Origin of the sequence: Amycolatopsis sp. Hca4, from assembly GCF_013364075.1 — a bacterium.
In the GTDB taxonomy this organism is placed as follows: Bacteria; Actinomycetota; Actinomycetes; order Mycobacteriales; family Pseudonocardiaceae; genus Amycolatopsis.
The window spans coordinates 7,902,874-7,914,922 of sequence record NZ_CP054925.1 but is presented as its reverse complement, the minus strand read 5'-3'; the positions used below and the strand labels follow the sequence as shown (position 1 = coordinate 7,914,922).

Here is a 12,049-nt window from a genome sequence, read left to right as displayed (position 1 = left end):
ACTCCCAGCATGCCCGAACCGCGCACGGCGTTCGCCGGGGTGTCGACCGTCCTGGTCACCGACGGCGCTTCGGCCGTACTGGTCGACGGCTTCTTCTCGCGGCCGTCACCGCTGAAGATGGCGACGCGCGTGGCGCCGGACCGCCGGCGGATCGAGGAAGCCCTGCGGCGCCTCGGGGTCACCGCGCTGGACGCCGTGCTGGTCGCGCATTCCCACCTCGACCACGCCCTGGACGCACCGGTCGTCGCGCAGCTGACCGGCGCCACGCTGGCCGGGTCGGCGTCGACGCGCCGGATCCAGGAGGGCTACGGGCTGGCCGGCGAGCCGTTCGAGGAGCTGGTGCCGGGCCGGCCGGTCGGGTTCGGCGCGTTCACCGTGACCCCGGTCGGCGCCCGCCACAGCGACGGCGACCGGGTGCCCGGCGAGATCACCGAGCCGGTCCGGCTGCCGGCCAGGACCAGGGCGTTCCGGACCGGCCGCTGCTACTCGTTCCACATCGCCCACCCGGCGGGCAGCGTCCTGGTCCACGCGTCGGCCAACTTCGTGCCCGGCGCACTGGCCGGCTTCCGGGCCGACGTCGTCTACCTCGGTGTCGGGCAGGCGGGGAAGCAGACCGAGCAGTGGCGGGAACGGTACTGGCGCGAGACCGCCGGAGCCGTCGGCGCGCGGACCGTCCGGCCGATCCACTGGGACGCGTTCTGGCGGCCGCTGGGCAAGCCGCTCAAGCCCCTGCCGAAGGCGTTCGACGACCTGGATGCCACCATGGCCACCTTCGAGCGGCTGGCCGACGGCGTCGACCTCGCCCTGCCCGAGCTGTGGCGGCTCGAGTAGCTCAGGCCCAGAGCTGCCCGTCGAGCCGTTCGGCCGCCTCGTCCAGCGACCCGGCGTAGGCCCCGGTGGAGAGGTACTTCCACCCCGCGTCGGCGACGACGAACGCGACGTCCGCCTGCTCGCCGCGGGCCGCGGCCTTCTCGGCCACCGCCAGCGCCGCGTGCAGCACCGCGCCCGTCGAGATGCCCGCGAAGATGCCCTCGTGCTCCAGCAGCTCCCGGGTGCGCCGCAGCGCGTCGTACGCGCCCACGGAGTACCGGCCGTTGAGCACCGAAGCGTCGTACAGCTCCGGCACGAACCCCTCGTCGAGGTTGCGCAGCCCGTACACCAGCTCGCCGTAGCGCGGCTCGGCCGCGATGATCTGGACGTCCGGCTTCGCCTCGTGCAGGTACCGCCCGACGCCGACCAGCGTGCCGGTCGTGCCGAGACCACCGACGAAGTGCGTCAGCGTCGGCAGGTCCTTGAGCAGTTCGGGGCCGGTGCCGCGGTAGTGCGCGTCGGCGTTGGCCGGGTTGCCGTACTGGTAGAGCATCACCCAGTCCGGGTTGGCCTCGGCCAGCTCCTTCGCCCGCCGGACGGCCTCGTTCGAGCCGCCCGCGGCCGGGGAGAAGACGATCCGGGCGCCGTAGGCCTGCAGCAGCTGCTTGCGCTCGGTGGAGGTGTTCTCCGGCATCACGCAGACCAGCCCGTAGCCCTTGAGCTTGGCGGCCATGGCCAGCGAGATGCCGGTGTTGCCCGACGTCGGCTCCAGGATCGTGGAGCCGCGCCGCAGCTTGCCTTCACGCTCGGCGGCTTCGATCATGGCCAGCGCGGGCCGGTCCTTGATCGAGCCGGTCGGGTTGCGGTCCTCCAGCTTCGCCCACAGGCGCACGTCGTGCGTCGGGGAGAGCCGGGGCAGCCCGACCAGCGGGGTGCCGCCGAGCGCGTCGAGCAGCGACTCGAAGCGAGCCATCGATCAGCCACCGGCCACGGCGGGGAGGATGGTCAGGGTGTCGCCGTCCTTGACCTCGGCCTCGAGCCCGCCGGCGAAGCGCACGTCCTCGTCGTTGACGTAGACGTTGATGAAGCGGTGCAGCTTCTCCTCCTTGACCAGGCGCGCCTTCAGGCCGGCGTGCCGGGACTCGACGTCGTCGATGACCTCGAGGACGGTCGCGCCCTTCGCCTCGACGGACTTCTCGCCGCCGGTGTGGGTGCGCAGGATCGTCGGGATGGAGACGGTCACGGCCATGGGTTCTTACCTCCGGTGGTTTCCTAGACGCAGACGCCTTCGGCGCGCGGTTTGTTCCGGGTCGTCAGTCGATGATCTCGACCGGCTCCTCGGTGATCTCGGCGTCCACGATCCGGTACGAGCGGAACTCGTGCACTTCGGGGTCGCGGGTGGAGACGAGCACGTAGTGCGCGTCCGGCTCGGCCGCGATGTTCGCGTCGGTCCGCGACGGGTAGGCCTCGGTCGCGGTGTGCGAGTGGTAGATGACCACCGGCACCTCGTCGTTGGCGGCCATCTCGCGGTAGAGCTTGAGCAGGTCGCCGGAGTCGAACTCGTAGAACGTCGGCGACCGGGCCGCGTTCAGCATCGGGATGAACCGCTCGGGGGAATCCGAGCCCTCGGGCCCGGCGATCACCCCGCACGCCTCGTCGGGGTGGTCACGACGGGCGTGGGCGACGATCTCGTCGACGAGGTCACGGCGGATCCGGAGCACACCGACATCTTAGTTGGTGGACCGGTCCGGTCCAGATGATGAGATATTGCGCTCACGAGGACAATCGGGGGATGCCGATGCCCGCGCACGCCCGCGAACGCTGCCGCGAGTTCCTCGAAGACGGCGAGGTGATCCAGTACCTCGTCCCCGGCATCTCACTCTACGTCGACGGCGTCCGCACCCGCGCGGCCTTCTTCATCGTGGTCACCGACCGCGCGATCACGGTGCTCTACGGCGGCCGGTTCCGCCGCTACGCGCCCAAGGCGGTCTACGACCGGCTGCCCCGGCGCACCGAGATCGGCCCGGTCGAGGTCCACCCCTCGCTCGGCCCGGTGCTGACCTTCGCCCGGCTGCACCTGGAGATCGACGAGGAGTACGTCAGCGCCGTCCGCGCGGCGAACCTCGAAGGGGCCCGCGACCTGCCGCCGGACCCGCTGCCGGACCTCTGACCCGCGGACGGCTCAGCCGAACGCCTCCGGCCACACGTCCCGGTACGCGGGCAGCCCGCCCGCGGTGGTCGCGGCCAGCAGGCCGTGCACCATCGCCCGCGCGAACACCCGGGCCGCCGCCGCGCACAGCGTGTCCAGGACCGCCGGACGGCCCGGGAAGTCCGCCGGCAGCTCCCGCGCGCCCGTGGCCAGGGCGAACACCGTGTCGCCGTCGAACATCGAGTGCGCCGGCCGCACCGCCCGCGCCAGCCCGTCCTGCGCCGTGACGGCGATCCGCCGCGCCTCGGCCTTCGACAGCGCCGCGTCCACCGCGACCACGCCGATCGTCGTGTTCAGGTCCGTCCGCCTCGACGGGAGCGAGACGGCCCGCGAAGGCCACGTCACGCCGAAGTCGCCGTGGTCGGCCGCGTACGCCCGGCCCGTCGAGAGGTCCACGGCTTCGCCGGCCGCGTTGACCACGGCCAGCGCACCCACCGTGAACCCGTCCACGACCTCGCCGGCCGAGCCGAGCCCGCCCTTCAGCGACCCCACGGCGGCCCCCGCGCCCGCGCCGACCGTCCCCTGCGCGAAGGAAGCCGAAGCCGCTTCGCAGGCTGCGTAGCCGAAGGAGGCGTCGGGCCGGTTGCCCCACTCGCTGCGCGGCAGGTCGAACAGCACCGCCGCCGGCACGATCGGCACGACTTCGTGGGGCTGCGCGCCGACCGGGAAGCCCAGGTTGCGCTCCGCGAGCCACCGCATCACGCCGTCGGCCGCGGCCAGGCCGTACGCCGACCCGCCCGAGAGGCACACCGCGTTGACCCGCTGCACCAGGTTCTCCGGCTCGAGGAGGTTCGTCTCCCGCGTGCCGGGCGCGCCGCCGCGCTGGTCCACCGCGCCGACCGCGCCCCCGGGCACGAGCACCACCGTCGTCCCGGTGGCCCAGCCGTCGCCGATCCGCTCGTGGTGCCCGACCAGGACACCCGGCACGTCGGTGATCATCCCGTGAGCGCCTGGATCAGCGTCTCCTGCACCCAGGTCAGCCAGTGGTAGACGCCGAGGTGCGGCGCCCGCGGGTCGTCCTCGGGCAGCTCGTCGGGCATGTCCTCGGTGACGTCGAGCGCGGTGCCCAGCGCCAGCCGGACGTCGTTGAGCGCGCCCAGCCAGGCGTCGGCCTGCTCCTCGGTCAGCCGGACGTGGCCGCCGTCGCGGGGCAGCGTGTCGAGCACGATCTTGGCCACGCCGACCTTGATGTCGAGCAGCTCCGGCTCGTGCAGCGACCGCATCGCCGCGACCGAGTCGATGTCCTCGCGGGACGGGTTGTCCGGGTCGAGCCGGTGGAAGTCCGGGAGCAGCCGCGAGAGCACCGGGTCGTCCGGGGACTCGGTCGGCCCGGTCCGGATGCCGGTGAGCTCGGCGAGCTCGTCCTGTGGCGCCTCTTCGGCACGGGCGGTCAGCATGTCCTCGAGCTGGCTGACCAGCCCGCGCAGGACGGCCGCCTCCTGCTGCTCGAACCCCGCGTGGATCACCGCACCCTTGCGCCGCCAACCGTTCACGAGGGCTGCTCCATGGTGGCCCAGAGGCCGGCCGCGTGGAGTTTGGCCACGTCGGTCTCCACCTTCTCCTTGCTGCCGGACGACACGATCGCCTTGCCCTTGTGGTGCACGTCCAGCATCAGCTTCGTGGCGTGGTCGCGGCTGTAACCGAACAGCTTCTGGAACACGTACGTCACGTACGACATCAGGTTCACCGGGTCGTTCCAGACCACGGTCCGCCAGGGGGTGTCCGACTCGGCGACTTCCGCACCGGCCGGTTCGACCTGCGTCTGTTCGGATGCGACAGGCGTGGACATGCACCCCATGGTGTCACGGGGGTGACGGGGTACGCCGCGCCAGGTCCGGCCATGTGGGTGAATAGGCTTACCCCATGGGTTCACCGGAGCCGGTCACGGCCAGCACTGCGCTGCTCACCGACCACTACGAGCTGACCATGCTGGGCAGCGCGCTCGCCGACGGGACGCACGCGCGGCCCTGCGTGTTCGAGGTTTTCGCCAGGAGGCTGCCGGACGGTCGCCGCTACGGCGTGGTCGCGGGCACCGCGCGGGTGCTCGACGCGATCGCGGACTTCCGCTTCACCGACGCCGAACTCGCGCAGCTGGAGGCCACCGCGGTGGTCGACGACGCGACGCTGGCCTGGCTGGCCGGCTACGAGTTCTCCGGTGACATCGACGGCTACCCCGAGGGCGAGCTGTACTTCCCCGGCTCGCCGATCCTCACCGTCACCGGCTCCTTCGCCGAGTGCGTGCTGCTGGAGACGCTGGTCCTGTCGATCCTGAACCACGACAGCGCCATCGCGTCGGCGGCGGCCCGGATGTCCGGCGCCGCGCACGGCCGCCCGATCATCGAGATGGGCGGCCGCCGCACGCACGAGTACGCCGCCGTCGCCGCTGCCCGCGCCGCCTACCTGGCCGGCTTCGCGACGACGTCCAACCTGGAAGCCGGGCGCCGCTACGGCATCCCGACCCGCGGCACCGTCGCGCACGCCTTCATGCTGCTGCACGACAGCGAAGAGGCGGCCTTCCGCGCCCAGGTGGACAAGATGGGCCCGGACACGACGCTGCTGGTCGACACCTACGACATCACCGCGGGCATCGAGACGGCGGTCCGCGTCGCCGGGCCCGAGCTCGGCGCGATCCGGATCGACTCCGGTGACGTCGGCCCGCTCGCCCGCCGCGCCCGCGAGCAGCTGGACTCCCTCGGCGCCAAGGACACCCGGATCGTGGTGTCCGGCGACCTGGACGAGCACGCCATCGCGGCCCTGCGCGCGGAGCCGGTCGACGCGTACGGCGTCGGCACCTCGGTGGTCACCGGCTCCGGTGCGCCGACCGCCGGCATGGTCTACAAGCTGGTCGAGGTGGACGGCAAGCCGGTGGCCAAGCGCAGTGCGCACAAGGAGTCGCGCGGCGGCCGCAAGTCCGCGCTGCGGCGCCACCGCGGCACCGGCACGGCGGTCGAGGAGGTCGTCTGGACGACCGCCGGTCCCGCGCCCGAGGCCGACGCCAACGACCGGCCGCTGCAGATTCCGCTGATCCGCGCTGGCCGCCCGGAGGCGGACCTGCCTACGCTCGACGATGCGAGGCAGCGGCTGCGCCGCGGCCTGGTCAGCCTGCCGTGGGAGGGCCTCAAGCTCTCGCACGGCGAGCCCGCAATCCCGACGCAGTTCTTGTGAACGACGCTGTCTCTGAGAGGGAGTCCGACCGATGGGTACCGCGCTGATCGTGGTGGACGTGCAGAACGACTTCTGTGAGGGGGGTTCGCTCGGCCTGCCGGGCGGGGCCGCCGCGGCCGCCGCCATCTCCAAGCAGGCCGCCGAAGGCGGGTACAGCCACGTCGTGGCCACCAGGGACAACCACATCGACCCGGGCGCCCACTTCAGCGAGACGCCGGACTTCAAGGACAGCTGGCCGGTGCACTGCGTGGCCGGCACGGCGGGCGCGTCGTTCCACTCCGCGCTCGACGTCGTCCCGATCGGCGAGGTGTTCTCCAAGGGCGAGTACAGCGCCGCCTACTCCGGCTTCGAGGGGGCGGCCCGCGACGGGAAGTCCCTGGAGGCGTGGCTGCGCGAGCACGACGTGACCGACGTCGACGTGGTCGGCATCGCGACGGACTTCTGCGTCCGCGCGACGGCCCTGGACGCGGCGAAGGCCGGCTTCGGCGTGCGGGTGCTGCTGGACCTGACCGTCGGCGGCTCGCAGCCGACGGTCGACGCGACGCTGAAGGACTTCGACGAGGCGGGCGTCGCGTACACCGGCACCGCGGTCGTCGGCCCGGCCGCGTGAAGGACCTGCAGGCGGCGCTGGCGGAACACCGGCTCGTCGCGATCCTGCGCGCGCCGGACGCTTCGCGGTTCGCCGACGCGGCGATGGTGCTGCACGCGGCGGGCGTCCGCCTGCTCGAAGCGACGCTGACCACGCCGGGCGCACCCGCGGCCATCACCGCGCTGCGCCTGGCGCTGGGCGAGGACGCGCTGGTCGGCGCGGGCAGCGTCCGCGAGCCGTCCGATGTGGACATCGCGGTGGACGCGGGCGCCGGCTACCTGATCACGCCGACGGTCAACCCCGCGGTCCTGGAGCGCGCCGCGGCCCTGGACACGCCGGTGATCTGCGGCGCGCTGACGCCGACGGAGATCGACCAGGCCTGGCGGCTGGGCGCGGCCGCGGTCAAGGTGTTCCCGGTGGCGGCCGTGGGCGGCGTCGCGTACCTGCGCGCGGTGCGGGCGCCGCTGCCCGACGTCCCGCTGGTGCCGACCGGTGGTGTCCACCTGGCCGACGTCGAGGGCTACCTGCGCGCCGGCGCGATCGCGGTCGCCGCGGCGACGCCGTTGCTGGGCGACGCGCTGACCTCCGGCGGCAGCCTGCCGGACCTGGCCACCCGGGCCGGCGAGTTCGTCGCGGCCGCGGCCCGCTTCACGACGACCTGAGCTACTTCTTCCCGAACGGGTCGCAGGCGGCCGTGCCCAGGTAGAGGTCGCCGCTCGCCGGGCCGCCCTGCGGGAACAGCTTGATGTGCACCGCGTGCGTCACCAGGCTGCCGTCCGGCGGCTGGGGCGTCACGGTCTCGTTGAGCACGACCGTCGCCAGCGCGGTGCCGGCGGCGCCGCCGGGGATGACGATCCGGTAGTTCGGCGGGATCTCCGACGGCACGGTGACGCCCTCGACCGCGCCGACCGCCACCTCGCCGGAGCTGCCGATGTCGGTGGTCGCGCACTTCGCCGAGAAGGTGCGGACGCTGAGCTCGGGGCCGCCGTAGCGCTTGAGCACGGTCGCCCGGAAGCGCCGCCCGGCCGCCTGGGCGATCGACACCGCGCCCGAGCGCCCGCAGCCGGTGTCACCGGCGCCGAACGTCGCGACGTCCCCGGTGGCACCGCCCTGCGTCCGGCCCCGGTAGGGGCCGTCGACGGTGCATTTCGCCAGCTCACCGGTGACGATGTGCTCGTTGTCGATGGTCACGTCCACCGAGCCGGACGACGCCCATCCGGTGGACGTCACCGGGGCCGCCGCGCCGAGGAGCGACCCCGCGAGCGTCGTCACGGCCAGCAGCCGACCTGTCCTCTTCCCGGCGTCCCGCATGCTCCGGCCTCCTCGGTCCCGTGACGGATCTCGGACTCTGCCCTTCGTCATCGGCCGGTCCGGCGCCCGCCCTGATCGGGTCCACCCGGACGAGTGGCCGGTGAGGAAGGCAACTCGGCGGACCCACGGGCCGGTAACGAGCGTTAACCTCGGTCGTCGCCTGTTCACCTCGGGAGGTTTCGTGTCTTCGCTGTCCTTCGCCGGCAAGCGGCCCGTGCTGGCCGATCTCGTGCCCGGCTCGCTCGTGCGGGACATCGCGCTGGTAGCCGGCGGTGCCGTGCTCACCGGCGCCGCCGCGCAGCTGACGATCCCGGTGCCGGGCAGCCCGGTGCCGATGACCGGCCAGACGTTCGCCGCGCTGCTCGTCGGCGCGTCGCTCGGCATGTCGCGCGGTGCCGCCTCGATGCTGGTGTACCTGCTGGTCGGCGCGGTGGGCGTGCCGTGGTTCCAGCACGGCACCGCGGGCCTGTCCGGCGCGAGCGCCGGCTACATCGTCGGGTTCGTGTTCGCCGGTGCCCTGGTCGGCGCGCTGGCCGGCCGCGGCGGCGACCGGACGCCGGTGCGCACCGCGGGCACCATGGTGCTCGGCAACCTGGTCATCTACGCGTTCGGCGTGCCGTGGCTGATGGCCTCGACCGGGTTCGACCTGTCGACGGCGTTCGCCAAGGGCGTCACGCCGTTCCTGGTCGGGGACGCGATCAAGATCGTCGTCGCCGCCGGCCTGCTGCCGCTGACCTGGAAGCTCGTCTCCGGCCGCTCCGAGGACTGACCGCCCGCGGGGGCCTCCCCCACCGGAGGCCCCCGCGACGCGAGTGGCCCGTTCGCGACGGAGCACCGATCTTTGTCGGTGGCGGCGGCTACTGTGTCGCTGTGCCCGCCCGAACCGATTTCCCCGGCGTCCTCGAACTCCTCACCCACGCGGTGGAGTCCGTCGGCGGTGCCGAGCGCCCAGGGCAGGTCCAGATGGCCGACGCCGTCGGCCGCGCCATCCGCACCGGTGAGCACCTGGCCGTGCAGGCCGGCACCGGCACCGGCAAGTCACTGGCCTACCTCGTGCCCGCGATCCGCCACGCCGTCGAGAAAGAAGCCACCGTCGTGGTCTCCACGGCGACGATCGCGCTGCAGCGCCAGCTCGTCGACCGCGACCTCCCGCGCCTGGCGAAGGCGCTGAAGAAGCCGCTCGGCCGCGAACCGACCTTCGCCATCCTCAAGGGGCGGCGCAACTACATGTGCCTGCACCGGCTGGATTCCGGCGCGCCGGACGAGCCGGAGGACGCCCAGCTCTTCGACCCGTTCGCGGTGTCCCGGCTGGGCAAGGAGGTCACGCGGCTGCGGGAGTGGGCCTCGGACACCGAAACCGGCGACCGCGACGAGCTCGTCCCCGGTGTCTCCGACCAGGCGTGGCGCCAGGTTTCGGTGACGGCGAAGGAATGTCTCGGCGCTTCGCGCTGCCCGATCGGCACGGACTGCTTCGCCGAGAAAGCCCGCGCCGAGGCCGGCCGTGCCGACGTCATCGTGACCAACCACGCGCTGCTGGCGATCGACGCGCTGCAGGGCTACCAGGTCCTGCCGGACCACGACGTGGTGATCATCGACGAGGCTCACGACCTGGTCGACCGGGTCACCTCGGTCGCCACCGGCGAGCTGACCAGCGCGATGTGCGCCGCGGCCGCCCGCCGCTGCGGCAAGCTGATCGACGCCGACGTCGCCGACCGCCTGCTGGAGGCGGGTGACGGGCTGGCGCTGATCGTGGACGACCTGCCCGCGGGCCGGATGGACGAGCTGCCGCGGCCGCTGAAGGGCGCGATCCCGGCGGTCCGCGACGCCGCGCACGCGTGCATCACCGCGCTGGGCAACGACCGCAAGGAGGACGTCGAAGGGGCGACGGCGCGCAAGCTGGCGCGGTCGCTGCTCGACGAGGTGCACGACACCGCGGTCCGGCTGCTGGAGGCGTTCGACGAGGACCAGGCGCACCAGCGGGACGTCGTCTGGCTCTCCGGCGACAAGTACTCGTCGAACCCGCGGCCGCCGGCGCTGAAGGTGGCGCCGCTGGGCGTCGCCGGCCTGCTGCGGGAGCGCGTGTTCAACCAGCACACGACGATCCTGACGTCGGCGACGCTGACCTTGGGCGGCACGTTCGACACGATGGCGCGCCAGTGGGGCCTGCCGCCGGGCGCGGCCCGGGTGGAGCAGGCGCCGGGAGCCGCGACGGAGAAGGAAGCACCGTCGGACGACTCGGGCCCGAAGTGGACCGGCCTGGACGTCGGCTCGCCGTTCGACCACCGGCGCAACGGCATCCTGTACCTGGCCAAGCACCTGCCGCCGCCGGGCCGTGACGGCCTCACTCCGTCCACAATGGACGAACTGGCCGAGCTGATCGAGGCGGCGGGCGGGCGCACGCTCGGGCTGTTCTCCTCGATGCGGGCGGCCAAGCAGGCCACCGAGGAGATGCGCGAGCGGCTGGACTTCCCGATCCTGTGCCAGGGCGACGACGCGACGTCGCTGCTGGTCCAGAAGTTCTCCGAGGACGTCCGCACGTGCCTGTTCGGCACGCTGAGCCTGTGGCAGGGCGTGGACGTGCCGGGCCCGTCGCTGCAGCTGGTGGTGGTCGACCGGATCCCGTTCCCGCGCCCGGACGACCCGGTGTCCTCGGCGCGGCAGCGCGCGGTGGAAGCCCGCGGCGGCAACGGGTTCCTCACCGTGGCGGCCACGCACGCGGCCCTGCTGCTGGCGCAGGGCACCGGGCGGCTGCACCGCGCGGTGAGTGACCGCGGGGTGGTGGCGGTGCTGGATTCGCGGCTGGCGAACGCGCGCTACGGCGGCTTCCTGCGTGCGTCCCTGCCGCCGTTCTGGCCCACGATGGACCCGAAGGTGGTGCGGGAGGCGCTGCGCAGGCTGGACGCTGCCGCGCCCGCGTGACGCGGTCCACAGCATCGCCCGGTACGGTGAAGCAACCGAAGCAACAAGGGAGCACCGGTTGACCCAGGATTCGTCCAGCGCCCAGTCCCGGACCGTCAGCGTCGACGACACCGGCGTGCGGCGGCGGCTCGCGGACGGCAGCGAAGAAGCCGTCACGTGGTCCGACCTGTCATCGGTGATGGTGCGGGTCATCCCCGACGGCCCGTGGAACGAAGACGTCTTCTTCATGCTGGTGGGCACCGACGGCAAGGGCACCGCGGTCCCGAGCGGCGACCCGGCGGCGGACGCGCTGATCGAGCGCCTGCAGGCGCTGCCGGGCTTCGACAACGAGAAGTTCATCGAGGCCATGACGACCGACGCCGACCAGGCGTACGTCGTCTGGGAATCCGGCCAGAACTGACGTGCGCTGCCCGGTCTGCGGTTCCGAGAACACCTTGAGCCCGCTCGCCGACTTCGACTCGTCGTCCGGTTCGCTGCGGCTCCTGTTCAAGCGGCCGGGATTCCTCGAGGCCCGGCCGATCTTCCTGGTCGGCCGGGCCCGGGTCTGCCGGTCATGCCTCGCCGTCGTGCCGTTTCTCGACCAGCGCCACCGGCAGGAGCTCGCCGAGAAGTGGGACGAGCTGATCCCCGTCGCGCCGGACCCTACGCCGGAAACTCCTCCGTCACCGGGATCCCCTTCTTGAGCGTCCGGCTCACCGTGCAGAGCCGTTCGATGGCGCGATCCACGGCCCCGGCGAGCGCTTCCCGCTGATCCGCCGCCAATGTCGACACGTCGACATCGAAAGCGACGTGCACGGCGTCCAGCTCCGCCGCGCCTTCACGCCGGTCCGCGGTCACGGCCACCCGGAACTTCGCCTCTTCGCCGATCCGCCGGACGATCAGCTCCTCCGCCGTCACCGCGCTGCAGCCCGCCGCCGCGATCTGCAGCAGCTCGGCGGGCGAAAACGCCCCTTCGGCGCCCTTGCGGCCCAGCCGGACCTCCGCGCCACGCTCGTTGCGCCCGACGAACGCGTGCTCGCCCGTGCGTTCCACTTCCAGTGTCATGT

17 protein-coding genes are annotated in these 12,049 nt (G+C 72.9%); 9 read left to right on the top strand and 8 right to left on the bottom strand.

Annotated elements, in window-relative coordinates; translation table 11 throughout:
• The first annotated feature begins 9 nt into the window (after positions 1–9).
• Positions 10–831 (top strand): MBL fold metallo-hydrolase, encoded by an 822-nt coding sequence (locus HUT10_RS35990; protein ID WP_176175262.1) that lies wholly within the window; start codon positions 10–12, stop codon positions 829–831.
• Position 832: 1 nt separating this feature from the next.
• On the opposite strand, the gene HUT10_RS35985 is transcribed toward HUT10_RS35990, so the two are convergent.
• The 3 genes from HUT10_RS35985 to HUT10_RS35975 form a co-directional block, all read right to left on the bottom strand.
• A complete protein-coding gene (locus tag HUT10_RS35985; RefSeq protein ID WP_176175261.1) occupies positions 833–1,783 on the bottom strand; it encodes a PLP-dependent cysteine synthase family protein in 951 nt (316 codons plus the stop codon).
• A gap of 3 nt (positions 1,784–1,786) precedes the next feature.
• Entirely contained in the window at positions 1,787–2,059 is a 273-nt protein-coding gene (locus tag HUT10_RS35980; RefSeq protein WP_176175260.1) for a MoaD/ThiS family protein, read from the bottom strand.
• A 64-nt stretch (positions 2,060–2,123) separates the two neighbouring features.
• Positions 2,124–2,531 carry a Mov34/MPN/PAD-1 family protein gene (locus HUT10_RS35975; RefSeq protein WP_176175259.1) on the bottom strand — a complete coding sequence of 136 codons (408 nt, stop codon included), beginning with the start codon at positions 2,529–2,531 and terminating at the stop codon, positions 2,124–2,126.
• Positions 2,532–2,602: 71 nt separating this feature from the next.
• Between HUT10_RS35975 and HUT10_RS35970 the strand changes: the two genes are divergently transcribed.
• Entirely contained in the window at positions 2,603–2,980 is a 378-nt protein-coding gene (locus HUT10_RS35970) for a hypothetical protein (RefSeq protein ID WP_176175258.1), read from the top strand.
• A gap of 12 nt (positions 2,981–2,992) precedes the next feature.
• Here HUT10_RS35970 and HUT10_RS35965 read toward each other — a convergent pair whose 3' ends face one another.
• Genes HUT10_RS35965 through clpS form a run of 3 tightly spaced genes read right to left on the bottom strand, consistent with a single transcriptional unit; the run spans position 2,993 to position 4,808 of the window.
• Positions 2,993–3,958, bottom strand: a complete 966-nt coding sequence (locus HUT10_RS35965; RefSeq protein WP_176175257.1) for a P1 family peptidase — start codon at positions 3,956–3,958, stop codon at positions 2,993–2,995.
• Complete coding sequence (locus HUT10_RS35960; protein ID WP_176175256.1) at positions 3,955–4,512, bottom strand: DUF2017 domain-containing protein; 558 nt, start codon at positions 4,510–4,512, stop codon at positions 3,955–3,957. Before HUT10_RS35960 ends, HUT10_RS35965 begins: the two co-directional genes overlap by 4 nt.
• Entirely contained in the window at positions 4,509–4,808 is a 300-nt protein-coding gene (gene clpS / locus HUT10_RS35955) for an ATP-dependent Clp protease adapter ClpS (RefSeq protein WP_004560461.1), read from the bottom strand. The genes HUT10_RS35960 and clpS overlap by 4 nt, the downstream gene beginning before the upstream one ends.
• Before the next feature lie 74 nt (positions 4,809–4,882).
• Here clpS and HUT10_RS35950 point away from each other — a divergent pair, with 74 nt between their 5' ends.
• From HUT10_RS35950 to HUT10_RS35940, 3 genes are read left to right on the top strand one after another with little or no spacing between them, the layout of a single operon-like run.
• Positions 4,883–6,184, top strand: a complete 1,302-nt coding sequence (locus HUT10_RS35950; RefSeq protein WP_176175255.1) for a nicotinate phosphoribosyltransferase — start codon at positions 4,883–4,885, stop codon at positions 6,182–6,184.
• 31 nt (positions 6,185–6,215) lie between these two features.
• Entirely contained in the window at positions 6,216–6,794 is a 579-nt protein-coding gene (locus HUT10_RS35945; protein WP_176175254.1) for an isochorismatase family protein, read from the top strand.
• Positions 6,791–7,435 carry a bifunctional 4-hydroxy-2-oxoglutarate aldolase/2-dehydro-3-deoxy-phosphogluconate aldolase gene (locus HUT10_RS35940; protein WP_176175253.1) on the top strand — a complete coding sequence of 215 codons (645 nt, stop codon included), beginning with the start codon at positions 6,791–6,793 and terminating at the stop codon, positions 7,433–7,435. Before HUT10_RS35945 ends, HUT10_RS35940 begins: the two co-directional genes overlap by 4 nt.
• Before the next feature lies 1 nt (position 7,436).
• Here HUT10_RS35940 and HUT10_RS35935 read toward each other — a convergent pair whose 3' ends face one another.
• Positions 7,437–8,054, bottom strand: coding sequence for a choice-of-anchor P family protein (locus HUT10_RS35935; RefSeq protein ID WP_176178193.1), 618 nt, complete (start codon positions 8,052–8,054; stop codon positions 7,437–7,439).
• 211 nt (positions 8,055–8,265) lie between these two features.
• Between HUT10_RS35935 and HUT10_RS35930 the strand changes: the two genes are divergently transcribed.
• The 4 genes from HUT10_RS35930 (at position 8,266) to HUT10_RS35915 (ending at position 11,686) form a co-directional block, all read left to right on the top strand.
• The gene (locus HUT10_RS35930) at positions 8,266–8,853 is read left to right on the top strand and encodes a biotin transporter BioY (protein ID WP_176175252.1); all 588 of its coding nucleotides are present in this window, start codon (positions 8,266–8,268) and stop codon (positions 8,851–8,853) included.
• 101 nt (positions 8,854–8,954) lie between these two features.
• Complete coding sequence (locus tag HUT10_RS35925; RefSeq protein ID WP_176175251.1) at positions 8,955–11,003, top strand: ATP-dependent DNA helicase; 2,049 nt, start codon at positions 8,955–8,957, stop codon at positions 11,001–11,003.
• 58 nt (positions 11,004–11,061) lie between these two features.
• Positions 11,062–11,403 (top strand): hypothetical protein, encoded by a 342-nt coding sequence (locus HUT10_RS35920; RefSeq protein ID WP_176175250.1) that lies wholly within the window; start codon positions 11,062–11,064, stop codon positions 11,401–11,403.
• 34 nt (positions 11,404–11,437) lie between these two features.
• Entirely contained in the window at positions 11,438–11,686 is a 249-nt protein-coding gene (locus HUT10_RS35915; RefSeq protein ID WP_176175249.1) for a hypothetical protein, read from the top strand.
• On the opposite strand, the gene HUT10_RS35910 is transcribed toward HUT10_RS35915, so the two are convergent.
• On the bottom strand, positions 11,646–12,047 hold the full coding sequence (locus tag HUT10_RS35910) for an OsmC family protein (RefSeq protein WP_176175248.1): 402 nt from the start codon (positions 12,045–12,047) through the stop codon (positions 11,646–11,648). The two genes, HUT10_RS35915 and HUT10_RS35910, sit on opposite strands and share 41 nt — an antisense overlap.
• Positions 12,048–12,049: the final 2 nt, after the last annotated feature.

Bases quoted from the DNA above. Each gene is read 5' to 3' on its own strand.
- HUT10_RS35990 (WP_176175262.1), top strand. From the start codon at position 10: ATGCCCGAACCGCGCACGGCGTTCGCCGGGGTGTCGACCGTCCTGGTC.
- HUT10_RS35985 (WP_176175261.1), bottom strand. From the start codon at position 1,783: ATGGCTCGCTTCGAGTCGCTGCTCGACGCGCTCGGCGGCACCCCGCTG.
- HUT10_RS35980 (WP_176175260.1), bottom strand. From the start codon at position 2,059: ATGGCCGTGACCGTCTCCATCCCGACGATCCTGCGCACCCACACCGGC.
- HUT10_RS35970 (WP_176175258.1), top strand. From the start codon at position 2,603: ATGCCGATGCCCGCGCACGCCCGCGAACGCTGCCGCGAGTTCCTCGAA.
- HUT10_RS35965 (WP_176175257.1), bottom strand. From the start codon at position 3,958: ATGATCACCGACGTGCCGGGTGTCCTGGTCGGGCACCACGAGCGGATC.
- clpS (WP_004560461.1), bottom strand. From the start codon at position 4,808: ATGTCCACGCCTGTCGCATCCGAACAGACGCAGGTCGAACCGGCCGGT.
- HUT10_RS35950 (WP_176175255.1), top strand. From the start codon at position 4,883: ATGGGTTCACCGGAGCCGGTCACGGCCAGCACTGCGCTGCTCACCGAC.
- HUT10_RS35945 (WP_176175254.1), top strand. From the start codon at position 6,216: ATGGGTACCGCGCTGATCGTGGTGGACGTGCAGAACGACTTCTGTGAG.
- HUT10_RS35910 (WP_176175248.1), bottom strand. From the start codon at position 12,047: ATGACACTGGAAGTGGAACGCACGGGCGAGCACGCGTTCGTCGGGCGC.